The sequence below is a fragment of the Geobacillus sp. TFV-3 genome (assembly GCF_009901865.1).
Lineage (GTDB): Bacteria > Bacillota > Bacilli > Bacillales > Anoxybacillaceae > Geobacillus > Geobacillus thermoleovorans_A.
In genome coordinates, this window is the sequence record NZ_MPSP01000001.1 from 1437938 (window position 1) to 1462852 (window position 24915).

Annotated in this window: 22 protein-coding genes, 1 pseudogene and 1 CRISPR repeat array (1 of these 24 running past the window's edge); of the genes and pseudogenes, 20 read left to right on the forward strand and 3 right to left on the reverse strand. The window is 48.6% G+C overall.

From position 1 onward, the window contains the following. Window positions 1–85: 85 nt before the first annotated feature. The 6 genes from BJQ97_RS07340 to BJQ97_RS07365 all read left to right on the forward strand — a co-directional run bounded on the left by BJQ97_RS07340 (window position 86) and on the right by BJQ97_RS07365 (window position 6770). Window positions 86–490: a cytosolic protein gene (locus BJQ97_RS07340; protein ID WP_160156071.1), complete on the forward strand. Its 405-nt coding sequence runs from the start codon at window positions 86–88 to the stop codon at window positions 488–490. A 431-nt stretch (window positions 491–921) separates the two neighbouring features. Continuing rightward, a complete protein-coding gene (locus tag BJQ97_RS07345; RefSeq protein ID WP_201451668.1) occupies window positions 922–2235 on the forward strand; it encodes an ABC transporter substrate-binding protein in 1314 nt (437 codons plus the stop codon). Between the two features lie 182 nt (window positions 2236–2417). Next, entirely contained in the window at window positions 2418–3725 is a 1308-nt protein-coding gene (locus BJQ97_RS07350; protein ID WP_160156073.1) for a carbohydrate ABC transporter permease, read from the forward strand. 15 nt (window positions 3726–3740) lie between these two features. Further along, the gene (locus tag BJQ97_RS07355) at window positions 3741–4568 is read left to right on the forward strand and encodes a carbohydrate ABC transporter permease (protein WP_160156074.1); all 828 of its coding nucleotides are present in this window, start codon (window positions 3741–3743) and stop codon (window positions 4566–4568) included. A 247-nt stretch (window positions 4569–4815) separates the two neighbouring features. Beyond that, window positions 4816–5262 (forward strand): MaoC/PaaZ C-terminal domain-containing protein, encoded by a 447-nt coding sequence (locus BJQ97_RS07360; RefSeq protein WP_160156075.1) that lies wholly within the window; start codon window positions 4816–4818, stop codon window positions 5260–5262. A gap of 212 nt (window positions 5263–5474) precedes the next feature. Continuing rightward, window positions 5475–6770 (forward strand): MFS transporter, encoded by a 1296-nt coding sequence (locus tag BJQ97_RS07365; protein WP_160156076.1) that lies wholly within the window; start codon window positions 5475–5477, stop codon window positions 6768–6770. 78 nt (window positions 6771–6848) lie between these two features. Here the strand turns inward: BJQ97_RS07365 and BJQ97_RS07370 are convergent, their stop codons facing one another. Continuing rightward, window positions 6849–7286 carry a GNAT family N-acetyltransferase gene (locus BJQ97_RS07370; RefSeq protein ID WP_160156077.1) on the reverse strand — a complete coding sequence of 146 codons (438 nt, stop codon included), beginning with the start codon at window positions 7284–7286 and terminating at the stop codon, window positions 6849–6851. Between the two features lie 708 nt (window positions 7287–7994). On the opposite strand from BJQ97_RS07370, the gene BJQ97_RS07375 reads away from it, so the two are divergent. The 5 genes from BJQ97_RS07375 to BJQ97_RS07395 all read left to right on the forward strand — a co-directional run bounded on the left by BJQ97_RS07375 (window position 7995) and on the right by BJQ97_RS07395 (window position 13297). Next, on the forward strand, window positions 7995–8999 hold the full coding sequence (locus tag BJQ97_RS07375) for a LacI family DNA-binding transcriptional regulator (RefSeq protein ID WP_160156078.1): 1005 nt from the start codon (window positions 7995–7997) through the stop codon (window positions 8997–8999). A 140-nt stretch (window positions 9000–9139) separates the two neighbouring features. Continuing rightward, window positions 9140–10219 carry a Gfo/Idh/MocA family protein gene (locus BJQ97_RS07380; protein WP_160156079.1) on the forward strand — a complete coding sequence of 360 codons (1080 nt, stop codon included), beginning with the start codon at window positions 9140–9142 and terminating at the stop codon, window positions 10217–10219. 78 nt (window positions 10220–10297) lie between these two features. After that, window positions 10298–11047, forward strand: coding sequence for a ThuA domain-containing protein (locus tag BJQ97_RS07385; protein WP_160156080.1), 750 nt, complete (start codon window positions 10298–10300; stop codon window positions 11045–11047). Then, complete coding sequence (locus tag BJQ97_RS07390) at window positions 11044–12198, forward strand: Gfo/Idh/MocA family protein (RefSeq protein WP_160156081.1); 1155 nt, start codon at window positions 11044–11046, stop codon at window positions 12196–12198. Before BJQ97_RS07385 ends, BJQ97_RS07390 begins: the two co-directional genes overlap by 4 nt. 127 nt (window positions 12199–12325) lie before the next feature. Continuing rightward, on the forward strand, window positions 12326–13297 hold the full coding sequence (locus BJQ97_RS07395; protein WP_160156082.1) for a sugar phosphate isomerase/epimerase family protein: 972 nt from the start codon (window positions 12326–12328) through the stop codon (window positions 13295–13297). A 180-nt stretch (window positions 13298–13477) separates the two neighbouring features. Here the strand turns inward: BJQ97_RS07395 and BJQ97_RS07400 are convergent, their stop codons facing one another. Further along, on the reverse strand, window positions 13478–13954 hold the full coding sequence (locus BJQ97_RS07400) for a CBO0543 family protein (RefSeq protein WP_160156083.1): 477 nt from the start codon (window positions 13952–13954) through the stop codon (window positions 13478–13480). A 149-nt stretch (window positions 13955–14103) separates the two neighbouring features. Next, entirely contained in the window at window positions 14104–14403 is a 300-nt protein-coding gene (locus tag BJQ97_RS07405) for a hypothetical protein (protein WP_160156084.1), read from the reverse strand. On the opposite strand from BJQ97_RS07405, the pseudogene BJQ97_RS07410 reads away from it, so the two are divergent. The 9 genes and pseudogenes from BJQ97_RS07410 to cas2 form a co-directional block, all read left to right on the forward strand. Continuing rightward, a pseudogene (locus BJQ97_RS07410) lies at window positions 14380–15831 on the forward strand (DEAD/DEAH box helicase); the annotation flags it as partial. The gene BJQ97_RS07405 and the pseudogene BJQ97_RS07410 overlap by 24 nt on opposite strands. Before the next feature lie 483 nt (window positions 15832–16314). Next, complete coding sequence (gene cas6, locus BJQ97_RS07415; RefSeq protein ID WP_160156085.1) at window positions 16315–17040, forward strand: CRISPR-associated endoribonuclease Cas6; 726 nt, start codon at window positions 16315–16317, stop codon at window positions 17038–17040. Then, entirely contained in the window at window positions 17037–18836 is a 1800-nt protein-coding gene (locus BJQ97_RS07420) for a type I-B CRISPR-associated protein Cas8b1/Cst1 (protein ID WP_160156086.1), read from the forward strand. The genes cas6 and BJQ97_RS07420 overlap by 4 nt, the downstream gene beginning before the upstream one ends. Continuing rightward, the gene (gene cas7i, locus BJQ97_RS07425; RefSeq protein WP_044737285.1) at window positions 18833–19720 is read left to right on the forward strand and encodes a type I-B CRISPR-associated protein Cas7/Cst2/DevR; all 888 of its coding nucleotides are present in this window, start codon (window positions 18833–18835) and stop codon (window positions 19718–19720) included. The genes BJQ97_RS07420 and cas7i overlap by 4 nt, the downstream gene beginning before the upstream one ends. Before the next feature lie 2 nt (window positions 19721–19722). Beyond that, window positions 19723–20424, forward strand: a complete 702-nt coding sequence (cas5b, locus tag BJQ97_RS07430) for a type I-B CRISPR-associated protein Cas5b (RefSeq protein ID WP_160156087.1) — start codon at window positions 19723–19725, stop codon at window positions 20422–20424. A gap of 22 nt (window positions 20425–20446) precedes the next feature. After that, window positions 20447–22624, forward strand: coding sequence for a CRISPR-associated helicase Cas3' (gene cas3 / locus BJQ97_RS07435; RefSeq protein WP_160156088.1), 2178 nt, complete (start codon window positions 20447–20449; stop codon window positions 22622–22624). A 14-nt stretch (window positions 22625–22638) separates the two neighbouring features. Next, a complete protein-coding gene (gene cas4 / locus BJQ97_RS07440; RefSeq protein ID WP_160156089.1) occupies window positions 22639–23136 on the forward strand; it encodes a CRISPR-associated protein Cas4 in 498 nt (165 codons plus the stop codon). Continuing rightward, window positions 23136–24119 (forward strand): type I-B CRISPR-associated endonuclease Cas1b, encoded by a 984-nt coding sequence (gene cas1b, locus BJQ97_RS07445; RefSeq protein WP_160156090.1) that lies wholly within the window; start codon window positions 23136–23138, stop codon window positions 24117–24119. The genes cas4 and cas1b overlap by 1 nt, the downstream gene beginning before the upstream one ends. Before the next feature lie 3 nt (window positions 24120–24122). Beyond that, window positions 24123–24386 carry a CRISPR-associated endonuclease Cas2 gene (cas2, locus tag BJQ97_RS07450; protein WP_013144995.1) on the forward strand — a complete coding sequence of 88 codons (264 nt, stop codon included), beginning with the start codon at window positions 24123–24125 and terminating at the stop codon, window positions 24384–24386. Between the two features lie 196 nt (window positions 24387–24582). Then, window positions 24583–24915: direct repeats of the CRISPR family, unit length 29 nt; unit sequence GTTTTATCTGAACGGAGAGGGATTTAAAG (it continues 4018 nt past the right edge of the window).

A 24915-nucleotide genomic window follows, 5' to 3' on the forward strand; every position in this document is an offset into this window, starting at 1 on the left:
CCGTTCAGCAAACACGCACAAGTCGCTTGAAGCCTCCACCTCTAAGCGAAGTGTAGGTGGCGGGTAGTTCACGGAGGAAATCACGATGAAAACATTTACGGTTCAGTTTCACCGCGAAGATGACGTCGAGGCGATGAACGTCGGCAAATTGAGCCCAGAAGAGTTTGACAAGGCGACCGAAGGCGGGACGCGGCATCTGTTTGACCTTGACACGAACATCGGCTATTTCGTCTTTTTTGATGCCGAGGATAACGAAGGCAAGGTATCGTATTTAATGCTTCAATACGAAGAAGACAACGAAGACCCGAGCGCGTGCTACAGCTTTGAGCTCAAAGACTTTTACGAATTTATGGCGCTGTATTTGAACGACCTTGAATTCTCCGACGAAGAGGAAATGGCGGAAGACGGCGAAGAGGAATACGGCCCGATCCACCATTTGGCCCATTTGCTTTACCATATCGTCGAGGAAGGGAAGGGAGTGGAGGTGTGAGGCATATCCCAAGCAAAACGGCTTGGGGTTCTTTGTTTATATGACAAAAAAAGAATTTAGGGGCTTGACGAACAATTTTGCGGCGATGTAAGATGGTTTTGTAATCGATTACATAAATAAAAAGAAGCCGGCGAAGCGGATAAGGGCGCGACGATGATAGACAAGTTGCCTTCATTGAAAAGGGGAATGTATAGGCGATGCCCGCTTTTCGGCTTTGTCGAGAAAAGAACATACAAGCGAAAATAAGAATTATTCATCGATTTTTATGTAATCGATTACAAACAATCGATGCATAGACAAGCAGTGGGGGATGCCAAGTCAAAAGTCAATGGATGTCATGTCCGGGGGGTGATTGGGGCAGTCGAAGCAACCACTATACGCGATGTCTTGCAGTGTTTGACTAATCCAAAATTTGAAGGGGGAGAATGACGATGAAAAAGACATTAAAAGCATCGGCTGTTTTGTTAGCGCTTACGATGGGGCTCGCAGCATGCTCCGGCGGCCAAAGCGAGAGCCAGACGGGCACAGACAGCAAAAAAGAAGAAGGGAAAACGGTTCAATCTGAAAAAGTGAAAATTGTCTATGCCCGCGGCCAAGATTCCACGAAAGCCACTGAAAAAATCATCGAAGCGTTCGAGAAAGAGCACCCGAACATCGATGTGGAATTTCGCGAAATGCCGGCTGACACCGGGAAGCAGCATGACGCGTACGTCACGATGTTAAATGCGCAGTCCTCGGAAATCGATGTCATGGATCTCGACGTCATTTGGCCGGCGGAGTTTGCTCAAGCAGGCTATACGCTGCCGCTCGACCGCTTCATTGAGAAAGACGGCATTGACCTCAGTAAATACAACCAAGGGGCGCTCTCCGCCGGCAACTTCAATGGCAAGCAATGGGCGATGCCGAAATTCATTGATGCCGGCATGCTGTTCTATCGCACCGACCTTGTTCCAAAGGACAAAGTGCCGAAAACATGGGATGAACTCTTAAAAGAGGCGAAAGAGCTGAAAGGAAAAGGCGGCACGAAATTCGGCTATTTGATGCAGGCCAAACAATATGAAGGATTGGTGTGCAACGCAGTGGAATTTATCGCCTCTTATGGCGGACAAATCGTCGATCAAAACGGGAATGTCGTGATCAACAGCCCAGAAACGATCAAAGGGCTGAAGAAAATGGTGGAAATCGTCAAGTCCGATGTTGTGCCGAGCAACATCACCACATTCACCGAACCGGAATCGCATACCGCGTTCATTGAGGGGCAATCGCCGTTTATCCGCAACTGGCCTTATCAATACGCGTTAGCGAACGACAAAGAACAATCGAAAATTGTCGGCAAAGTCGGCGTGGCTCCGCTTCCGGCCGGGGACAAAGGTTCGGCTGCCGCGCTGGGCGGCTGGATGACTGCGATCAACAAGTATTCGAAACATCCGAAAGAAGCATGGGAATTTGTCAAATTTATGACGGGGCCGGAGGGGCAAAAAATTTCCGCGATTTACGGCGGTTTAGCGCCAACACTTCCGGAATTGTTTAAAGACCCGGATGTCTTAAAAGCCAATCCGTTCTTTGCGGAAGAAGGGTTTGTCAATGCGTTGAACGCCGCCGTGCCGCGCCCGGTCGTCCCGAACTATCCGGAAATTTCGGAAATCATCCAAATTAACGTATCGAAAGCGCTGGCCGGGGAGCTGACGGTCGAACAAGCCGTGGCCAATATGGAAAAAGAAATGAAAGCAGCCTTGAATAAGTGAGGCGAATGGCTTGGCCGGCGCGCTGCAGCCGATCGGAATCCGGCCAACGCCGGCCAATCCCCCATCAGCCAAACAAAGAACGCGATTTTGTTCCACCACTTTCGGTTCATTAGCCTTCAGGCCGCCATCTGCCCGGTGCTGAAGGCTAATATCCTTTTCCAAGCAGAAGGGAGAGAACAGCGATGAGGAATGAAAAGCGAATGGAGCGCCTACTAGGCTATTCGCTTGTCGCGCCGGCCATGCTGCTCATTTTGGCGATTGCCATTTGGCCCGTCATCCAGTCCTTTTATTACAGCTTATTCGACTATCGGCTCAACGACCCGACCAAATCGTCGATTCACTGGAGTTACAGCCTCGATCTCGAAGGATATCTGCAAAACTATCCGTTCCTCAAGAGCGCTCTCAAGCAAGAAATGGCAACAGCAGATGGACAAACGAAACAAACGTTGGCGCAAATCGAACAAAAACTCGCGAAACTGGACGCGGCGATCCGTTCCGATGATCAAGTGGCGAAGCAATATGACAAAGTGAACGAAGTGCTCGACAATTTCGAGACGCCAAGCGATGAGCTGAAGATCGCCGAGCTGGACAAACAGACGGCCGAGAAGCTGACCGACACGGTTCATGATGTCGTTCGGACGCTCAAGGAAATGAAAAAAGCGGGCGAACTGCAGCAGGCGGATAAAGTCGTCGGCTTGGCCGAAGGGCTCGAAGGGGTCGTGATTGAGCCAAACTTTGTCGGCCTCAAACATTACAAGGACAGCTTCAGCGACATGCGCTTATGGAAAGCGTTATGGAATACGACGTTCTTTACGGTGGTGTCGGTCGCCATTGAGCTTGTGTTGGGGCTCGGGATTGCGTTGCTCATCAATAAGGCCTTTTTTGGCCGCGGGCTTGTGCGGGCGACGATTTTGATTCCGTGGGCGATTCCGACGGCCGTATCCGCGCTTATGTGGAAATTTTTATACGATGGACAAAACGGCATTGTCGCCCACTATTTCGAAACGGTCGGCCTTGTCGACCGGATGGGGGATTTGCTGACGACGGAAGCGGGGGCGATGTTTGCGGTCATTTTTGCCGATGTATGGAAGACAACCCCGTATATGGCGCTCTTGCTGCTTGCTGGGCTGCAAACGATCCCGAGTTCGTTGTATGAGGCCGCTTCAATCGATGGAGCCACCAAATGGCAGCAATTCACGCAAATCACGCTGCCGCTGTTAAAATCGAGCATTTTAGTGGCGTTGTTGTTCCGCACGCTCGATGCGTTCCGCGTGTTCGATTTGATTTACGTCCTAACCGGAGGAGGTCCAGCGAACTCGACGGAGACGATCTCGATTTTAGCCTACAAAGTCATGTTCTCGCAGACGAATTTCGGCGCGGGGTCGGCGCTCGCGGTCATCGTGTTTCTCTGCGTGGCGGTCATTTCCATGATCTATATTCGCTGGCTTGGGAGAGATTTGCTGTCTGATGGCTCCAGCGTCAAACGATAATGAAGGGGTGAGACGATGCAAAAAAAAGCCGGTCCATTCTTTTATGTGTTTTTGGGTCTGTTCGTGTTCTTTGTAATGTTTCCGTTTTTATGGGTTTTGCTCAGTTCCGTTAAGCCGCTCAGCGAATTGTTTGGCGACAAAGCGTTCAATTGGTTTACGAGCCATCCGACCTTGAAATCCTATGTGTCGGTATTTGTCCATTACCCGTTTTTGCGCTATTTATGGAACAGCACGGTCGTGGCGACCATTACGACGGTGTATACGGTATTTGTCGCCGCGTTTGCGGCTTATGCGATCGCGCGCTTGGAGTTTAAAGGCAAGACGGTCATTCTCGGCTTGGTGCTGGCCGTGTCCATGTTTCCGCAAATTGCCACCATTTCTCCGATTTACATGTTTGTGAAAAAGTTCGGGTTGACGAACAGCTATTTAGGATTGATCATTCCGTATACGACGTTTGCCTTGCCGCTCTCGATCTGGCTGCTCGTCACCTTTTTCCGCAAGATTCCGTTTGACTTGGAAGAAGCGGCGAAAATGGACGGGGCGACGCCGATGCAAACGTATTTTAAAATCATTTTGCCACTCGCGGTGCCCGGGGTGTTTACGACATCCATTCTCGTCTTCATTGCCGCATGGAACGAATTTTTATTTGCCTTGACGATCAATACGGCGGAAAAATACAAAACCGTTCCGGTCGGGATTGCCATGTTCCAAGGCCAGTATACGATCCCGTGGGGCGAAATTTCCGCAGCCACCGTGGTGGTGACGATTCCGCTCGTCATCATGGTGCTGTTGTTCCAGCGCCGCATCGTCTCTGGGCTCACGTCCGGCTCGGTAAAAGAATAAGGAACGAACATGAAAAAGGATGCCAAGCGAGCATCCTTTTGTTTTTGGAAACATGAAGCCGTGAAGGAGAAGTTCTATCAGCCCTGCTTCGTTCATATGTTAATGGCAGACGACAAGCGGGGAGGGATGCGCAAAGGAAGACCTTTTCAGTTAATATTCTGAATATTATAAAAATATGGGTGTCAGGCCGGAAGGGGGTGGAATTTGATTTTACTCTTTTTTGCACCAATCAAGGGGAGGGGAAGGCGTGCGGTTTGACCGTCCGTTTGAGCAGTATGTGGTAGGCGAACGCCATCGTTCGCGCGGGCGGACGATTACGGAAGCCGATATTGTACAGTTTGCCGGCGTTTCCGGAGATTTTTATCCGCTGCACATGGATCAGGAATACGCCAAGCAGACGCCATTTGGCGAACGGATCGCCCATGGGATGCTGACGCTGTCGGCGGCGACGGGGCTGTGGACGATGAAGCCGAGAATGGTTCTGGCGTTTTATGGCATCGATTCATTGCGTTTTGTCCGTCCCGTCAAGATCGGCGATACGATTTATGTGGAATCGGAAGTCAAACGGTTAACCGAACGGGGAGAAACAGCGGGGATCGTGACGGTGCATCAGCGGATCGTCAACCAGCGGGAAGAAACGGTCGTCGATGCCGTTGTGCATATGCTTGTGGCACGGGAAGGGAAAGCTCCGTGACAGGGGTTGCGGCGCGGCGTGTGACAAAGAAGCAGGACTGCGATCGTTCATTTGATGGTGGAAGCGTTGTCATTTTGTTCGTTTTTGCTATCATCTATTCGTTTTTCCGTTTCCGTGAAATGGCATTTTCATGCCGGGCGAGGGGCAAAACGTTGCCCATGGAGTTTTCCGTGAAATGTGTTTCGTTTGATTGCATGAAAGGGGTGTCATGAATGACAGTGACAACGATGGATGCGGCGGAATTGAAACGGCAAAAAAAGCGGGCTGCGATTTCCAGTGTCGTCGGCACGACAATTGAATGGTACGATTTCTTTCTCTATGGAACGATGGCGGCTCTCGTGTTTCCGCAATTATTCTTTCCACAAGGAGATTCGTATGTCGCCCTGATGCAATCGTTTACGACCTTTGCATTAGGATTTATCGCCAGGCCGGTCGGCGCCGCGATTTTCGGCCACTTTGGCGATCGGATCGGGCGGAAGGCGACGTTGGTGGCCACCTTGCTTTTGATGGGGTTGGCGACGGCGTTGATCGGCTTGATGCCGACCTATGAACAAATCGGTTTGTGGGCGCCGGTATTGGTGACCGCGCTGCGTCTCATTCAAGGCATTGGCGTCGGCGGGGAATGGGGCGGCGCTATATTGATCGCCATGGAATGGGAGGAAGGCAAGCGGCGCGGATTGATGGCTTCGCTGCCGCAAATGGGCGTGCCGTTCGGACTGTTGTCCTCTTCCCTTGTGACGACGCTTATGTTGGCCATTGGCGGCGACAGCTTTTATGCGTGGGGCTGGCGCGTTCCGTTTCTCATAAGCTTCCTTCTCATCGCCATCGGGCTGTACATCCGGCTGAAAGTGCTCGAATCGCCGCTGTTCCAAGAAGCGATGAAAAAACAAGAAACGAGCAAGATGCCGGTCGGCGAGGTGCTGGTCAGGCATCCGCGCGAAATTCTATGGTCAGCGCTGGCGCGGGTGATTGAAAACGGGTCGTTCTACATTTTTGTCACGTTTATCGTCAGCTATGGGACGACATTTTTGGGGATGGAAAAAAGCATTTTCGTCAATGTGACGATTATCGCCGCGCTGATCAACGCGCTTTCCATCGTGTATTCCGGGCATTTATCCGACCGGTGGGGCCGCCGCCGCGTCTACATGACGGGTACGATTTTGCTGATGCTTTGGGCGTTTCCGTATTATTGGCTTGTCAATACGAAAAGTGTCGGGCTCATCTTTTTGGCGACGGTTGTGGCCATGGTGTTCCACGGCATGTTGTATGGCCCGCAGGCGGCGATGATCGCGGAAAACTTCCCGACGCGCCTGCGCTACAGCGGCGCTTCGCTCGGCTACCAATTGGCTTCCATCATTGCCGGCGGTCCGGCGCCGCTCGTGAGCACGTGGCTACTGCACAAATACGGCAGCGCCACGGCCATCTCCTTCTATATTGTTATCATGGGCTTGATCTCGCTGGCCGGGGTGAAAATGCTGCAAGACCGTGCACGCCAGGCGATTGACTAAAATCGGATGGGCGCCTTTGCTTCAACGCAAAGGCGCTCTTTCACATCGCCTGCCCGCGGTGTGGACGAGCGGACTGTTTTAAATGTCCATGCTCATCGTAATGGTTTTATGTTTGAATCCTAATGTTTCATACAGTTTAATCGCTCGATTTCCTGCATATACACGTAAACGAACCTCTGAATACCCATCTTGTTTGAGATGTTCGATGCCAGTTTTTATCAATTGTTTTGCAATTCCCTTTCCCCTAAATTCCTCTAACACAAACAATTCGTAGATAAATCCATATATTTTTTCAGTAAATGGGTCTTTGCCTGCCCCGATCAGAATCCAACCTATGAGGTGATCGCCATCCGTTGCGATCAAATAATAGCCTCCTTTTTGCAATACAGGTTCAATAAGTCGCTTAGCTTTTTCATTTGATGGCTTTGCTTCACCTAATGTGCCCTCGAATAATGCTTGTGGTGTGAGTGATAAAATTTTTTTGTATTCCGAATCGTTTGGTTTTCTAATTTCCATGGAGTTCTCCTCTCCCAACGATATTATCATCCTAGCTCCAATCGCACCAACATGAGCAAAAACTCTTCTTTCTCATTTTTTCAATATACCACATTTTACGTTTCTCGATTTCTTGCGCCTCTCGAAAGAGCGGGATCCCAAACCGGATGATTGCGATCATCTTGGATTTTCCCCATATTCACCACAACTCAATCCGATCGAGCGCTTATGGAAATGGCATCAATGTCTTTCACAAGGACCGTCACGAGATCCTTCAAGCTGTTCAACGATTATGTTTATCTTTAAAAGTCAAGTACATCTTTTGGTTAGTAACCATAAATTGCTATAAATTCTATTTTAATACATATAGAAATGGGAAAGGGGATTCGTGTGCCCTTTTTGACTTTGCTCATTGGAAATGATAGTTTAATATAAAAAATACAAAAAGCATGTGAGGGAAACACCAAAAGAATACATCGGATTGTACAATCTTCCTCACAAAAAACAACATCGCAAAAAGCTCCTATGTATTTTTTTCATGCAGTTCTCTGCATTTTTTGCCTGCAAAAAACACAACGCATCTGATCGAGTGTTTGTGAAAATTTTTAGCATATGAGAAATAGGTAAATCATGTCTAAGGCGGATCGAAAAAACAACGCTTGACAACCGCCCTGTCTTTTCGATACGATGGTGATGTAATCGATTACATAAGCGAGAGGACTACGATCAATGGCAAGCATAAAAGACGTGGCGAAGCGGGCGAACGTATCGACGGCCACCGTGTCGCGCGTGCTGCGCAACGCGGGCAACGTCACCGAAGAGACGAAACAGCGCGTGCTCGAAGCGATTGAAGCGCTGAACTACCAGCCGAATGTGCTCGGCCGGTATTTGCGACGGATGGAGACCGAGACGGTTCTCGTCGTCGTGCCTGATATTACGAATCCGTTTTTCTCGAAAGTGCTGCGCGGCATTGAAGCGGTCGCCCTCGAGCACGGCTATCAGGTGCTGCTTGGCGATACACAAAATGACGCCCGGCTTGAGGAGCAGTATTTGAATTTGCTGCCGCAGCGGCAAGTCGACGGGATGATTTTTTTGACCGCCCGCATCCGCAAAGAGCTGGTGGAAGAGATGGCGCGGCAGTTTCCAATCGTCTTGGCGTGCGAGTATTTGGAAGGGACGGACATCCCGACCGTTTCGATCGACAACATCAGCAGCGCCCGCAAGGCGACAGAACATTTGATCCGCCTCGGCCATCGCCGCATCGCCCACTTGTCCGGGCCGATGAACATCATTTTAAGCCGCGACCGGCTGCGCGGCTATTATCAAGCGCTGGCGCAGCACGAGATCGAAGTCGATGCGGCGCTCGTGCAAGAGGGCGATTTCACCTATGAATCGGGATACAACTTGGCGCTGAAACTGCTCGCCCTTGAGAAGCCGCCGACGGCGATTTTTGCGGCCAATGACGAGATGGCGATCGGGGCGGTTAAGGCCATTCGCCATCGCGGCGGGCGCGTTCCCGACGATGTGGCCGTTGTCGGATTTGACGACATTCAAATGGCCTCGATTGTTGAACCGAGCCTCACGACGATCGCCCAGCCGATGTTTGAGATCGGCCAAAAAGCAATGGAGTTGCTGCTTGGGCTCATTGAAGGAATCGATGTTGAGCGGCGTCAGCTCGTTCTTCCCGACCAGCTTGTCATCCGCGATTCGTGCGGAGGAGGGCGCTCTGCCTAAAAGGGGGACAGCGCTCTCCGTCCGATGCGGGGAACGGCGGATTTTTTTGCCCGGTGATGTAATCGATTACATCGCGGGAAATGGTCGATGAACCGATGAAGTATGGAAACAGACAAAATGAACGCAAGGGGGAAAAGGACATGGAAAACACCCTTCCAATCCGCCTCGGCTTGATCGGGGCTGGGGGCATTTCCAACGAACACATCAAGGCGGCGTTAAAACTTTCGGAGCGTGCTGTCTTGCAGGCGATTTGCGACGTCAATGAACAAGCGGCCGCGGAAAAAGCGAAAACATACGGCATCCGCAACGTATACCGCGACTACAAGGAATTGATTGCGTCGCCCGATGTCGATGCTGTCATCATCACCGTGCCGAACTTTTTGCACGCCCAAGCGTCGGTCGACAGCTTGCGGGCCGGGAAACACGTGCTTTGCGAAAAGCCGATGGTGACGAAAGCGGAAGAGGCGGACGCCATCATCCGCGCCCGCGATGAGTCGGGCAAACAGTTTATGGTGGCGCTGAACAATCGGTTCCGCCAAGCGGCGCAATGGCTGCATGAGCGAATCCAATCCGGCGCGTTCGGTGAGATTTATTACGCGAAAACGGGCTGGGTGCGCCGACGCGGCATTCCCGCATGGGGGGCGTGGTTTTTTGACCGCGAGCGCTCCGGCGGCGGGCCGCTCATCGATTTGGGCGTCCATATGCTCGATGTGACGCTTTGGTTGCTCGGGAACCCGAACCCGGTCGCGGTGACGGGGAAAACGTACGCGAAGTTCGGCCCGCGCCGCCAAGGGGCTTGGCCGGGGACATCGTTTGCGCCGAATGCCGCGTATACGGTTGAAGATTTTGCCACAGCGTTCATCCAGCTCGAAAACGACGCGACGGTGCTGCTTGAGACGAGCTGGGCGTCCCACATTGAAGAAGAACGGGCGTATGTCGAGTTTCTCGGCACGGAAGGCGGCGTGCGCTGGGAGTGGAACATCGCCGGCAACCGCCAAGAAGTGAAATGGTTCCGCAACGAACACGGCGTCCCGGCCGATGTGACGCTTCATTTTGACGATCAGGGCGAGCGGGTGGCGCTCCTTGACCACTTCTTGACCAGCATCACCGAAAATACGCCGCCGCTTTGCACCGCCGAACAAGGGCTCATGATTGCCAAAGTGTTGGAAGCGATTTACGAATCGTCCGAACAAGGCCGGCAAGTCCGCATCGAATGGTAGGAAGAAATCGAAAGAACGATGGGCCTGACCGCCTCCATATGGCGCGCGGGTCGAAAACGAATGGCAGGGGGAACGAATATGGCTACACCAATCCGCGTTGTCGTCTGGAACGAATTTCGTCATGAAAAGAAAGATGAACAGGTAAGAGCCATTTATCCGGAAGGAATGCATACCGTCATCGCGAGCTACCTAGCCGAAGCCGGGTTTGACGCCGCAACCGCTGTGCTCGACGAACCGGAGCACGGCTTGACGGACGAGGTGCTCGACCGGTGCGACGTCCTTATCTGGTGGGGGCATATCGCCCATGACGAAGTGAAAGATGAAGTGGTCGAGCGCATCCATCGCCGCGTGCTCGAAGGAATGGGGCTCATCGTCCTCCATTCCGGCCATTTCTCGAAAATTTTCAAAAAGCTGATGGGGACGACATGCAACTTGAAATGGCGCGAAGCCGATGAAAAAGAGCGGCTTTGGGTCGTCGCCCCGGGCCATCCGATCGTGGAAGGGATCGGACCGTACATTGAGCTTGAGCAGGAAGAAATGTACGGCGAGTTTTTCGACATCCCGGAACCGGAGGAAACGATTTTCATCAGCTGGTTTGAAGGCGGGGAAGTGTTCCGCAGCGGCTGCACGTTCACGCGCGGGAAAGGGAAAATTTTCTACTTCCGCCCCGGCCATGAAACGTATCCGACGTACCATCACCCAGATGTGCTGAAAGTGATCGCCAACGCCGTCCGCTGGGCCGCGCCGGTCAACCGCGGGGAAATCGTCTTTGGCAACGTCAAGCCGCTTGAGCCGATCAAAGCGAAACAAGGGGGAATGACGCCATGAAACCGATCAACGTCGGCATCATCGGCACCGGCTTTTCCGCTTCTTCCCATATTGAGGCGCTCCGCCGCCTGCCGTTGGTGAACATTGTCGCCATTGCCTCAAGCAGTCAAGAAAAAGCGGAGGAAGCCGCGCGCCGGTTCGGGATTCCGAAAGCATACGGCGACTACCGCGCCTTGATTGACGACCCGGACGTCCAAACCGTTCACAACTGCACGCGCAACGTCCTCCATTTCCCGATCAACAAGGCGGTGCTTGAGGCGGGAAAACATTTATTGTCGGAAAAGCCGCTCGCCATGGACAGCGAACAGTCGGCCGAATTGAAGCGGCTCGCTGAACAAAGCGAAAGCCTTAGCGCGGTCTGCTTTAACTACCGCCACTACCCGCTCGTTGTCGAGGCGAAAGAGCGGCTCGCCCGTGAGGCGAAGCGCGTCCATTTCGTGTACGGCGGCTATGTGCAAGACTGGCTCTTGTATGACACCGACTACAACTGGCGGCTCGACCCGGCGCAAAACGGCCCATCGCGCGCCATCGCCGACATCGGTTCGCACTGGTGCGACACGGTGCAGTATGTGCTCGGCAAGAAAATCGTCGAAGTGTTTGCCGACTTGCGCACCGTCCATCCGGTTCGCTACAAGCCGAAGCATGAAGGAAGTACATTCACAGCCAGCGGTGCTCAAGACGCCGAACCAGTCCAGATTGACACCGAAGACGGCGGCAGCGTGCTCGTCCATTTTGACGACGGCACCCACGGGGCGTTTACGATTTCCCAAGTGAGCGCCGGCCGGAAAAACCGGCTCTATTTTGAAATTGCCGCCGATGAGATGACGCTCGCCTGGGACCAAGAGCACCCGAACCGCCTCTGGATCGGGCGCCGCAACGGTCCGAACGAAGAAATCGTCCGCGACCCAGCGCTCTTGTCGCTGAAAGCCGCCGCTTACGCCCATTACCCGGGCGGCCATGAAGAAGGCTGGCCAGACGGGCTGAAAAACTTGTTCCGTGATTTTTACAGCGCCATCATCCGGAAACAGCGCGGCGAGGCGCTCGGGGAGCTGCCGTTCGCGACGATCGCCGACGGCCACCACACGATGGCGATTGTCGATGCTATTTTGGAAAGCCATCGCACGAAACGGTGGGTGCGGGTGGCGGAATAACCGGCGCCAGCTAGGTGACAAGCCTAAATGCGTTCGTGAGATCAGTTTGCCCAACGCGAAACGAAAATAGAGCGGCATAGCAACCGCCCAGTCGGTTCGCGCCGCCAAAAAGGGGGAGAACACATAAATGAAAGTAGGCGTATTTACCGTTTTGTATCAACAGCTGCCGTTGGAGGACATGCTTGACAAAGTGGCTGCCATGGGCATTGAGGCCGTCGAGCTTGGCACCGGCAATTACCCGGGCAGCGCCCATTGCGACCCGGACGTGCTGTTGGACCAGCCGGAAAAAATCAAAGCGCTGAAAAAAGCGGTTGCCGACCGCGGCCTTGTCATCAGCGCGTTAAGCTGCCATGGCAACCCGCTCCATCCGGACAAAACATTCGCCAAAAACTCGCATGACACCTGGCGGAAAACGGTACGGCTCGCTGAGCAGCTTGAAGTCCCGGTCATCAACGCCTTCTCCGGATGCCCGGGCGACCATCCCGGCGCCAAATACCCGAACTGGGTCACGTGCTCCTGGCCGCCGGATTACTTGGAAATTTTAAAATGGCAATGGGACGAAGTCGTCATCCCGTACTGGCGCGAAGAAGCGGCGTTCGCCAAAGCGCACGGCATCACGCAAATCGCTTTTGAAATGCATCCGGGCTTCGTCGTCTACAACCCGGAAACGCTCCTCAAACTGCGCGAACACGTCGGCGACGCGATCGGCGCCAACTTCGACCCGAGCCACCTATTGTGGCAAGGCATCGACCCGGTGGAGGCGATCAAACTGCTCGGCCGCGAAAAAGCGATTTTCCACGTCCATGCGAAAGACACGTACCTAGACGAAGCCAACATCCGCAAAAACGGCGTGCTCGATACGAAACATTATAGCCAAATCCTCGACCGCTCATGGGTGTTCCGCACCGTCGGCTACGGGCAAAGCGAAAAACTGTGGCGCGACATCGTCAGCGCCCTGCGCGCCGTCGGCTATGACTACGTGCTGTCGATCGAGCATGAAGACATGCTCGCTTCGATTGATGAAGGACTGTCCAAAGCCGTGGCGCTTTTGAAAAAGGTGTTGTTTAAAGAAGAATTGCCAGAGATGTGGTGGGCGTAAGAAAGACAGGCGGCAAGGAGACTAGGGCACTCTTTGCCGCCTGTATGCTTGCTTCGGCATGTGCCGCCAAGGGGGTCTCGCGTGTTCGCCATGGGGGCTTCATGCCGACATTCGTCCGGCCGCAAACAGTTTTTTGTGGAGAGCCAAAATTGGCACGGGTGCTCCTATAAAGAAAAGCGGTCATGAACGCTGGCGAACCATCTCTTCCCAACGGTTGATCCACTTCATCAGCATCCGGACGAAAAACGACAGAAGGAAAATCGTGACAAACGAATGCATCCATGTCCACGTATGGTACGTAATCAAATTGGTATACTTTTCGTAAAGAACTTCCACGAAGGTCAAAGCGGCCGTATACAAGGCGCATTGTCCGACAATGCCGAAAAAGCTCGAATGGTACGACGTTCGATAAAAATACACGCACATAATCGGATACAGAAAGTATTCAAACAAGATGCTCGTGTCGAAGTATTGCCCCAAAAACCTCACGGGATAGTCGAGCAAATGCTTTTCGACTACAATGACACCGAAAAAGGTGGAAAAATAAGCTTTCAATAAAAACACGAGAATCACGTCTTTAATGGGCGGCTTGCGCAAGCTGAACACCAGGAGGATGAGGCCCAGCACCAGCAACACCCATAAGTGGATTCGATCCATGTCTTCATCCTCTCCTGCCAGGGGTTCTGTTGTTCAGCCTGTGCGGCTGATGGGAATGTCATAGATCCGCCAGGCGTTTGATCAGGCGTGTTCCATGCCTGTGTCGTCGATTCATTTAGGGCGGCGATTGCGCGCAGCAGCCGTTTCGTTTACATAGCGTGCGCCGTCTGGCTGTGGACGCGCCCCTTCAGCAATAGGAGCTGATGCCCGTCCACCGTCAAATCAATCATCGCCCCGTTCAATATGTCCTCGCCTGACTTCCGTCCGTTCGCCTGCAAATACTTCACCCGATACCATTTTCGTCCATATTCAAAATAGAGATACTGCCCGCGCCGAAAATCGATCCAAAACTTCACCCGCTCGCCGTTCACTGTCTTCCATACATACCCCCACGCCCGGTCTTGGCGGATCGGCGCCATTTTCGAATTGTTGTCGACGAATTCCATCATGCGGCGGCCCGCTCGTACGAACGCGTCCTTCGTTATTTTCAGCCGAAATTTTTACTCGGCATCACCGCTACCCCGGATCGGAGCGACAATAAAGACGTCTATGCCATTTGCGATGGCAATGTCGCTTACCGCATTGATTTTATCGAAGCGGTGCAGCGCGGCTGGTTGGCTCCCTTCCGTTATTACGGGGTCTACGACGACACAGACTATTCGCAAATCAAATGGCTCGGCAACCGTTATGATGAGGAAGAATTGCTCCAAGTGCAGCTGCGCGAGGAGATGGCGCAGAACATTTTGCAAGCGTGGAAGACATATAAGAAAACAAGGACGCTTGTCTTTTGTTCATCGATTCGGCAAGCTGATTTCCTGTCCGGATATTTTCAACGCCACGGCTACCGTACGATCAGCCTTCATTCGAAGCAGACGGCCATTTCGCGCAAGCAGGCCATTGCCATGTTGGAACGCCGTGAATTGGACGCCATTTTCACCGTGGACTTATTCAATGAAGGAGTTGACATTCCTTCGGTTGATACGCTCTTATTTGTAAGGCCGACTGAATCATTAACTATCTTCACCCAGCAAGTTGGGCGCGGGTTGCGGCTGCATGAAGGCAAGGACTATTGCGTCATTATCGACTTAATCGGAAACTACCGCAATGCGGATGTCAAACTGCGCCTGTTTGATACGCGGCGAGGTGAAGCGAAGAAAAAGGCGCGGGAATCCGTTGTGCCAACGGTTCCGGAAACGTGTGAACTGCATCTCGATGTTCAAGCCATCCATCTTCTCGAGGAGATGCAGAAAAAGCGCCAGCCGCGCAAAGAACGGCTGCTTGCTGACTATAGGCAGCTCAAGCAGGAGCTTGGCCGTCGCCCGGCCTACTTGGAACTGCATTTGCACGGCAGAAGTGAAGCGGCGGAGTACAAACAAGAGTTTGACTCTTATGTTGGTTTTCTATATTGGGCGGGAGAGTTGTCGGAGCTGGAAAAGGAAGTGTTCCTAAAATACGAACCGTGGCTTGTTGAAGTGGAGCGCACGGTGATGTCGAAAAGCTACAAAATGGTGGTCCTAAAAGTGATGCTGGAGCGCGGGCCATCGGGGTGGCATCAACCAATCACCCCACAAGAGGTTGCCCCATTCTTTCACCAATATTTAACGGGAAAAGAATATCGGAAGCGCATTGATTTTTCCGATGGGGAAACGAAACGTCTTTGGGAGTACAATGAGGAAAAGGTGAGCAAACTGATCGCCCGCATGCCGATGACGAAATGGAGCGGCAGTTCGAATGGGCTGATTTCCTTTGAAAACAACATTTTTGCTCTCCAATTTCCCATCGCGCGCGAACACGAAGAAATATTGTACAACTGGACAAAAGAGATTTGCGAGTATCGGTTGCATGCGTATTTTGAAAGGAGGGGGGATGAAAAATAGCTGTTTTTCACTAGCCTTTTAGGGGGATGAAGAAAAATGAAAGGGATCGTGTGTAAAGATGTCAGAGACATAGAAATTATACAAAGTGTTAAAAAACAAAACATAGGAATTACACTGTAAGACCGTTTAACCGATTTAATGTTGAAAAATCTGTGTGGTGGATTATCCCTTCTATCGCTTATCCAGCTTACAGATTTTTGTTTGAGTCGTTTGAAAGATGGGTGAAATAGCGCTACTTATGAGAGGGTTAACATTTCGACGATCGTGTATGGGGTGGTAAATCCTAAAAATATCAAAGCGAGTTTTTGACTGTTAAAATTAAAACAGGGAAAGCGTTTGCAAAATGTGTGATAAGAGGGATTTTGCTTTTTTATTCAATGAATACAAAAGCAACAAAATTCATCCATAAACGTTATTTGACGACAAATTTTGACAACATTTTCATCCATAATAGGGTAATATATAATCAAAAGGAGGTGCGTCATGAGGCTTACTTGCTCTTTCAAAGTGGAAAGAATGCCTGTTTCATACCGCATGATGTTGGTGTCGGTGATAAAAGAAGCATTGCGAATGTCGGATGAGCAATATTATGAGCGTTTATACGAGAGCGCTTCAATGAAGCCGTTTGTATTTTCTGCGTATTTAAAAAATTTCCATTTTGTTGATCAAGAGGTTTATTTAGAGGGTATGACAATGACTGTCAGTTCGCCCGATCATGAGTTTCTTTTGCACTTATACAACGGCTTGCAACAAAAACGAGCATTCTCGTATAAGCAATATCAACTTGTAAAAGAGAAAATCCGCATGTTGCCGGAGAAAACGATCACAGATTCTACGGTGGTGTTTCGCACCCTTTCTCCCATGCTTATTGAGGATGAAAACCAGAAGCCGGTTAGTCCGGATACCCCCAACTATGAGGAGCATGTGAATTATTTATCTGACCTTATTTTGCGACAGTATCGGGGAAAAGGGTTATCGTTGCCGCTGATTGTGCGGCCGTTGCGATGGCGCAAGGTGGTAGTGAAGGAGACGAATCACGAGTTTGAGGCAACGCATGGGAACGGCGACGTTTTATATTTTACAGCGTACCAAAACCTCTTTTCCCTAACCGGTCATCCAAGTGATTTGCAACTGTTGTACCAGCTTGGGTTGTCAAAACGGCGCAGTCAAGGATTCGGCCTGCTGGAGATAGAGGAGGTGAGGGGATGAAGCTCGAACTCCGCATGGGTGAGTGGATGGTGACAATGGGGCTTGTCGGTCTGTATCGGGTATTTGAGTATGGATTGCGGAAAGGGGTTATCGACCCGCAGTACCGACAAAGCGTTTCCATTCACCCTCAGGGGCTTGAGTTGGGGACAGAGGTGCTGCCACAGTTGCCCCGGGCGTATTTTCTTTATTTGATGGATGAATACAGCGTGGCCAAGCGAGATGGAGAGAGATTGCTCCATTACCTCGGACAGGCCAAAAAAGAAAACTCGTTTTCAATGGCCTTATTCAATATAAAAGAGATGGTTAAGAATAGGGGAAAGAAAATTCAAAAGTATTTCCCCGATGAGCCGGTTGATCGGTTGCTTGAAACGCTTAAATCGATAAAAAAACCGGATCAGCTTGAACAATTGGAGCAATGTATCGCCGAATTCCAACAACTTGTCTCCAAAGATGCCATTAACGAAAAACTGACATTAAACTATTTTAAAGAAGCTGTCCTAAAGTCGTTTTTCGGACAAGTATCGTTTTTGAATGTTTCAAAAAATAATCTGGATTTGGAAGGGCACATTGAACAATTTCAGGTCGATTATATTGTTCCGGTGCAATACGACCTTCAATTTGAACACGTCTTGCGCTCTGCTTCGACAGAGAATGAAGTTCTTCATTTCCTGGACGAGCATGCCGAATATGGGCCGTTTAAAGCGTTGAAGAGAGCGTGGAGAAGGAAAACGTTGCCGCAAATCAGGGAAGAGATGGGCATTATGTATGAATGCATGCTTTTTCCTGGGCGCGTTGCGTTTTATAACTTTGAAGAAATGACATTTTCCCCAATTGGGGTATCTGCAGGCAACGCTCTTAATTTCAACTGGAATTTGCAAGACAAGCAACCGAAACCGATTTCATCTTTGGCGAAACTTGTGTTGTTTTTTGCGCCTGCTGGTGCGGCTATTTATTTAAAGAAAGAGGGTTTTCAAGGGCAATATAAGCACAGCATGTACGCAGGCTTTGTCCAATCCGATGCGGCATTCCCTGAGATTTTACAGAAAAACAACCACTTGAAGCAAATGAAGCAACAAAAGGATCCGTTTGACCGCATCGTAAGCAAGCTCATTCAAAGCGTAACGAAAGAAGCAGCTTATGTGATCGACCATCTCTTTTTCTTAGAATTTTCTTCTGATTATGACAGCAAAAAAACGCACTTGCACTATTACCATCTTCCTTTGTATTTGGCTCGCTATTTTGTTGAATATCCAGGAAAGTTGGATTACGTCCATTATGACTATCGTGAACAATTCATCCAAGACGTGTTGCGCGGAGTCGACCCTGCTCGAGTCATTTATCAATATTTGCGTGATTGTATTGAAAATGGACGTTCCCACATCGGCCCTTACATCGCTGTTCGCGAACGCAGCCGAATTATACAGTTGAAAAGAGGAGGAAAAGAAATGGAGAAAACAGACAAAAGGGTATATGCCCTATATCGGTGCGGCCAAGAGATTCGGAAGGCATTGGAACAGGCTGGAGGCGCTAAAACGGCCGACCGTTATTCTGCCAGCCCGAGTAAAAAAATTAGCGCGATTGCCTATTGGTTGTTAAACGCAGCGAAAGCAGGAGACCGGAAAAGCTTCTTGGATACGTTGTTCCGTCTCCATATGTCAGCGGACCAGCCGATTTCCCCGCTTTTCTTAAATGCGCTGCATGAGCGGGATTTAGATTTTCCGGCTGTAGCCAACGCCTTTATTGCTGGATTGCTGTCTCAAGAAGGACAAAGAGAACAAGAGGAGGTTGTATCATGACGAAAACGGTGACGATGACAATTGTCTTTCAAGCGGGATCGCTAAACTATGGAGAGGGTATTGCGAATATTTCCGAATTGAAAAAGTTTCATCGTGGCAATGGAGACGCGTATACATACGCATCACGGCAAAGTTTGCGTTACGATATCGTTCGTTTAGGAAATGAACTGTTTGGCTGGAACTTAAATACTGTCGATAAAGCGAGCGGTGTTGTTCAGTTCAAAAAAGATGTTACTATTGAGGATTCCGTTGAAATGGATTTATTTGGGTACTTAAAAACGGATAAAAACTCGCAAAAACGAGCTGCTGTCGTGCGTTTAAGCCATGCCATTTCCCTCGAGCCGTATAAAAGCGATTTGGAATTTTTAAATAATATGGGGCTGGCCAACCGAATTGGGGCTGACCCGAATTTGGCTCAAATCGAGCAGCATCAAAGCTTCTATTGTTACACCATCACGATTGACTTGCATCGCATTGGCGTTGATGGGGAAGTGGAATTGCCCAATCAAGAAAAAGCGAAGCGCGTCCAGCAATTGCTTGACATTGTGAAACTGCTCAATCGGAATATTCGCGGTCGCCGTGAAAACTTATCCCCGTTATTCGTCATCGGCGGAGTATATGATGTGGCGAATCCGTTTTTCCTTGGAAAAATTCGCTTAGCCTCTTCGCCGCGAGGGTGGGAAATTGAACTTGCTCCTATTGCGGATACCATGGCGCAAACGTTCGCAGGCAAGCCAGTTGCTGACGAGACGCGCGTCGGCTTAGTAAGCGGAATGTTTGCAAATGAAGAGGAGTTTACCCAACGATTTGCCGAAAAGACCGGATCAGTGGAGCAATTCTTCCGTCATATTGCTGAACAAGTTCAAGCATACTACGGTGAATGACAATGAAAGCGTTGCGTTTAAAGCTATTCCAGGAAACGGCGTGCTATAAAAAACCGTTTGCTTCCAAGGTGGCAGAAACATATCCGCTTCCGCCCTATTCCACAGTTAAGGGAATGATCCACGCGTTGCTTCGCGCGGATCATTTCATCCCCATGCGCTTAAGCGTTCAAGGGGAATATGAGGCGAAACTGCTCGACTATCAGCGGCATTACTTCTTTAAAAAACGCGATGTCGCTGCTTTTCCGTTGATCCTTGATGGGATTCAAGGTGAGTCGTTTTCATACGATGCTAACGAAATTACGACAATGCCCATTTATACTCATTTGTTATACCGAGTTGATTTGTTGATCCACGTCGAGGCAGAAGAAGAAGTTCTTGAACGGGTGATTCATGCCATCGAAACCGGCGAAAGCCATTATAGCTTAGGCAGATGGGAAGATTTAGTCCGAATCGATGAGTATAAACTCGTTCATGTCGATGAATTGGATGAAGAGAAAGATTTACGTTACTACGCTTACATTCCCCGTCACTTGCTCGATATAGACATAAAGCATATCCCATATGAACTCCCTTGGAAATACGAAATCATGAACGGAGTAAGAAAGTGGGAGAAAGTGAATGTGGGATACGTGCGGAAAGGGACGACAGCTCCAGAGGGAGCGTGCGTTGATGAAGATGGGGAACTCGTATTTTTTCATGTATAGGCCTGGGGGGGATAAAACGGCCATGTTTTATGCAAAGTCCGAAACGAAAGAGACGATCCGTGAACATACGGATCGTCTTCTTGATAATTGGAAGTTGTTAAAAGATAGTTATGGAGATCGGTTTGTTCGTGTCAGTGAACGAATGTGGGAATTGCTTCGATTGGCGATCGAGTACCATGACATTGGGAAAGCGAATACGGTGTTTCAAAACAAAATCCGCCGTGCCATTCAAGAAGAACTGCTCGAAACCGATTGCGACGCCAATGTACCGCATAACTATTTGTCCGTCGGCCTTGTTCCATTTGATCAATTTAATTTGACGAAAGAAGAAAGACGACTGTTAACTCATGCCATCGGCTACCATCATGAGCGGGACAAACTTCCTGACAAGGAAGCGATTCGTCATGTATTAGAAAGTGATTTATATGTGCAAAGGGAAGCGATTGCAAAACATATGAATCTGCCTTTGGTGGAGAAGCTATCCTTTCGATTTGTCGATCGTTTATTGCGTCGATACACTATCCATGACGGAGAACCATTTTGGGATTATGTGTTGCTAAAAGGTCTTCTTCAGCGAATCGACCATGCAGCCTCGGCACACCTTCCCGTCGAGTCCGACATTCATCAAAATGTTGGCGTCTATGTACGGCGGTATATGGAGAATAAGTCATTTCATCTAAATGGCCTACAGCGTTTTACAGCAAGTCATACTCATAAAAATGTGATTGTGATTGCGCAAACAGGGATGGGAAAAACGGAATCTGCCTTATTGTGGATCGATCGAGATAAGGCATTTTTCACCTTGCCTCTTCGCGTCAGCATCAACGCGATTTACGAACGGATTCGGCATCAAATGGGGTACGAAGCTGTGGGCCTTTTACATTCCACGAGCGCTTTCTATTTAGCAGAACAAGGAGAAGAAAATTGGGAAGCGATCAAGCAACAATCGCAACAGTTGTCCATGAAATTGCTTTTCACAACAGTTGACCAAATTTTAAAATTTCCCTTTTATTACCGAGGATTTGAAAAAGAATTGGCGAGCATGGCAAACGCCAAAGTGGTGATCGATGAAATCCAAGCGTATGATCCAAAAATTGCTGCGATGCTGATTAAATCATTAGAAATGATTAAAAAAGTAGGCGGTCGATTTATGATTATGACGGCTACATTGCCAACTTTATATTTAGATGAACTCAAGCGACGAAGCATCATCGATGAGGAAGACGCCGTTTTCGGCGAATTTATTGACGACCGAAATCATCGCCATCGCATTCAGTTTCATGATCAGGAAATAACGGAAGGAATAGATGCATTTATAAGGCTGGCGCGTTCATCCCAAGTGTTAGTCATTGTGAACACGGTTCGTCGGGCAATGGAACTGTACGAGCGGTTATCCGAGAAGGCCAGCGATGTACCTGTTCATTTGTTGCACTCACAATTTACGCAGGAAGATCGCCAATGGCTCGAGCGGCAAATTAAAGAGTTCAATGAGGCAAAGACAAATGGGATATGGATTACGACTCAGCTTGTCGAAGCAAGCATTGATATCGATTTTGACTATTTATTCACGGAAATGTCCCCATTAGATAGTTTGTTTCAACGTCTTGGGCGTTGTTATCGCAGAAGGTTTATTGAAGGAGAACAATGCAATATCCATATTTTTACACAAAACGTTTCCGGAGTTCCATCGGTATATGACGAGCATCTCGTTTATGAAAGCATTTGTTTGCTGAATCCATATGATGGAAAAATTCTTGATGAACGAGCGAAAATTGAACTGGTTAGAAAGCTATATGAACGTGAGAGATTAAAAGGAACCTGGTTTTTGCGGGAGTTTGAGGATGCATTATCTATGTTTGATCATTTAGATCCGTATGAAATGAGCAAAAAAGAGGCACAGCGGAAACTGCGCGACATTCAGACCGTTCCAGTTATTCCGCGGCGAATTTACGATGGAATCGCAGAGGTAATAGATGAATACCGCCATTGCCGAGATGGAAGAGAACGGCTTCGCTTGCGGATGGAGATTGAAAAGAAGACGATCAGCGTCCATCGTTTTCTTGCGGAGAAATGTGTCTCAGAACGATTGCCGAAACCGTTTGACCATATATACATTGCAGATGCTGAATATGATTTTGACCGAGAAATGGGGAAAGGAACAGGAATTCGATTCGACACATCATTGTCTGTATTCTATTGAGGAGAGTGCGGCCAATGGCAAGCGGCGTTCAAATTCATTATTACAAAGTGTGCAAGCGGAAATTATGGTTGTTTTCCAAAGGGATTGGAATGGAAGAAGAGCATGAACGAGTGATCGAAGGAAAAATTCTCCATGAAAGGGCGTATCCACGTTTGGATGAGAGGGAAATTCTCATTGATGACACGTTTAAACTAGATGCATTAGAGGAGGAGTACGTTCGCGAAATCAAAATCTCAAGCAAAATGGCCGAAGCAGACCGTTTTCAAATGTTGTACTATCTTTATGAACTGAAAAAACGAGATATTCATAAAAAAGGATTGATCAGCTATACGAAGGAAAGAAAAACAGAAGAAGTCATTTTAACAGAAGAAGATGAACAAAAGATTGAAAAGGCTCTAAAAGACATGTATCAAATTTTGCAACGCCCCTCTCCTCCACCCCTTAAAAAACTATCATATTGCCCAAAGTGTGCATATTACGAATTTTGTTATGCACTGGAAGGTGAAGAGTGATGTTGAAAGATCATTATATTTTTTCAAACGGGCGTCTCAAGCGAAAGGATAATACGATTTATTTTTTGGATGAAAAAGAAAACAAGAGATCGCTTCCTGTGCATCAAATCGAGAATTTATATGTATTTGGAGAAGTGGATTTCAACTCCTCGTTGCTCAATTTGTTAAGCCAGCATGAGGTCCATTTGCATATTTTCAACTATTATGGGTTTTATGCCGGAACGTTCTGTCCTCGAAACAGAAAAGTGTCTGGTTTTACGGTTGTGCAACAGAGCGCTCATTATCTCGATAAAGGAAAACGGTTGTATATAGCAAAAATGTTCTTGGAAAGTGCAGTGCATCATATGTTGCGGAATATCCGCAGACATAAGGAAAAAGCAGAAGTATACATTCAACAAATACAAGAGGAAGAAAGGAAACTAGAAGCAGCAAATACTGTTCAAGAGTTAATGGGGATTGAAGGTCGGATTCGTCAACATTATTATCAATCATTTAATCATATTTTGAGACAGGACTTTACGTTTGAAAAGCGGACAAAGCAGCCTCCGCGTGATCCGCTTAATGCCTTGATCTCATTTGGAAATTCGTTATGTTATACAACTGTTTTGGGAGAAATCTACAAAACACCGCTCGATCCTACGATTAGCTTTTTGCATGAACCATCGACAAGGCGATTTTCGTTAAGTTTGGATTTAGCCGAAATCTTTAAGCCGTTGATCGTCGATCCGGTCATTATCGCTTCCATTAACAATCGGGTCATTACCAATAAACATTTTGATGATATAGATGGAATGATATTTTTAAATGAGGAAGGAAAGAAAAAGTTTATTATTGAGTGGGAGAATAAGTTGGCCACATCTGTCCAGCACCGCAAATTGAAAAGAAAAGTGAGTTATCGGCACTTTATACGATTGGAATGCTACAAGTTAATTAAACATTTCATCGGTGATGAAATATATAAACCATTGAAGGCATGGTGGTGAAACATGTTTGTCATCATTACGTATGATGTTGCTGAAAAACGAGTCAACAAAGTTTGTAAAAAGTTAAAGGAATACCTCACTTGGACGCAAAATAGTGTATTTGAAGGGGAAATTTCGAAAAGTTTGCTGATGAAGTGCATGTATGAATTGGAGATGATTATTGATAAAGAAGAAGACTCCATTTACTTGTATGAAGTAGGAAATCCCAAGAATATAAAAAAGCGGGTATTTGGTCAGGAAAAGAATTTTGATGAGTTGTTCCTTTAAGTTTAAGAATTTGCAGTGAACCGCATTTTAGCGGACAAATGGGAAAAAGCTTGATTTATCAAGGGCAGTGCTTCATTATTTGCGTAACATTAAAAACACGATTACCACTTTACTGCAAAATACGGTATAATTGATGCGTAGGCATTAGCGTAAATTGCTTGCTACATCAATAAATATTATTTTGTAACTGATAGGGGTTTTATCTGAACGGAGAGGGATTTAAAGGAATAAACAAGTGGTGCTATCTTGTCCTCCAGATAATAGTTTTATCTGAACGGAGAGGGATTTAAAGGATATGGATGGAACATTTGGATTGACTGATATGTTTGTTTTATCTGAACGGAGAGGGATTTAAAGTTGTCTTGAATGTGGGTATGCAAGCGGGAATATGCGGTTTTATCTGAACGGAGAGGGATTTAAAGCCCGATCCGGCAGGAGGAACCGCGTGTGGTTGGCTGTTTTATCTGAACGGAGAGGGATTTAAAGTTATGTCACTGAATCCAAGCTGATTTTGCTGAATCGTTTTATC

Coding starts and splice junctions, on each gene's coding strand:
- cas7i (WP_044737285.1), top strand. CDS start 18,833: ATGACGAAAACGGTGACGATGACAATTGTCTTTCAAGCGGGATCGCTA.
- BJQ97_RS07385 (WP_160156080.1), top strand. CDS start 10,298: ATGGCTACACCAATCCGCGTTGTCGTCTGGAACGAATTTCGTCATGAA.
- BJQ97_RS07380 (WP_160156079.1), top strand. CDS start 9,140: ATGGAAAACACCCTTCCAATCCGCCTCGGCTTGATCGGGGCTGGGGGC.
- BJQ97_RS07355 (WP_160156074.1), top strand. CDS start 3,741: ATGCAAAAAAAAGCCGGTCCATTCTTTTATGTGTTTTTGGGTCTGTTC.
- BJQ97_RS07350 (WP_160156073.1), top strand. CDS start 2,418: ATGAGGAATGAAAAGCGAATGGAGCGCCTACTAGGCTATTCGCTTGTC.
- BJQ97_RS07405 (WP_160156084.1), bottom strand. CDS start 14,403: ATGATGGAATTCGTCGACAACAATTCGAAAATGGCGCCGATCCGCCAA.
- cas5b (WP_160156087.1), top strand. CDS start 19,723: ATGAAAGCGTTGCGTTTAAAGCTATTCCAGGAAACGGCGTGCTATAAA.
- BJQ97_RS07370 (WP_160156077.1), bottom strand. CDS start 7,286: ATGGAAATTAGAAAACCAAACGATTCGGAATACAAAAAAATTTTATCA.
- cas3 (WP_160156088.1), top strand. CDS start 20,447: ATGTTTTATGCAAAGTCCGAAACGAAAGAGACGATCCGTGAACATACG.
- BJQ97_RS07420 (WP_160156086.1), top strand. CDS start 17,037: ATGAAGCTCGAACTCCGCATGGGTGAGTGGATGGTGACAATGGGGCTT.
- BJQ97_RS07400 (WP_160156083.1), bottom strand. CDS start 13,954: ATGGATCGAATCCACTTATGGGTGTTGCTGGTGCTGGGCCTCATCCTC.
- cas6 (WP_160156085.1), top strand. CDS start 16,315: ATGAGGCTTACTTGCTCTTTCAAAGTGGAAAGAATGCCTGTTTCATAC.
- BJQ97_RS07345 (WP_201451668.1), top strand. CDS start 922: ATGAAAAAGACATTAAAAGCATCGGCTGTTTTGTTAGCGCTTACGATG.
- cas4 (WP_160156089.1), top strand. CDS start 22,639: ATGGCAAGCGGCGTTCAAATTCATTATTACAAAGTGTGCAAGCGGAAA.
- BJQ97_RS07390 (WP_160156081.1), top strand. CDS start 11,044: ATGAAACCGATCAACGTCGGCATCATCGGCACCGGCTTTTCCGCTTCT.
- BJQ97_RS07365 (WP_160156076.1), top strand. CDS start 5,475: ATGACAGTGACAACGATGGATGCGGCGGAATTGAAACGGCAAAAAAAG.
- cas1b (WP_160156090.1), top strand. CDS start 23,136: ATGTTGAAAGATCATTATATTTTTTCAAACGGGCGTCTCAAGCGAAAG.
- BJQ97_RS07340 (WP_160156071.1), top strand. CDS start 86: ATGAAAACATTTACGGTTCAGTTTCACCGCGAAGATGACGTCGAGGCG.
- BJQ97_RS07395 (WP_160156082.1), top strand. CDS start 12,326: ATGAAAGTAGGCGTATTTACCGTTTTGTATCAACAGCTGCCGTTGGAG.
- cas2 (WP_013144995.1), top strand. CDS start 24,123: ATGTTTGTCATCATTACGTATGATGTTGCTGAAAAACGAGTCAACAAA.
- BJQ97_RS07375 (WP_160156078.1), top strand. CDS start 7,995: ATGGCAAGCATAAAAGACGTGGCGAAGCGGGCGAACGTATCGACGGCC.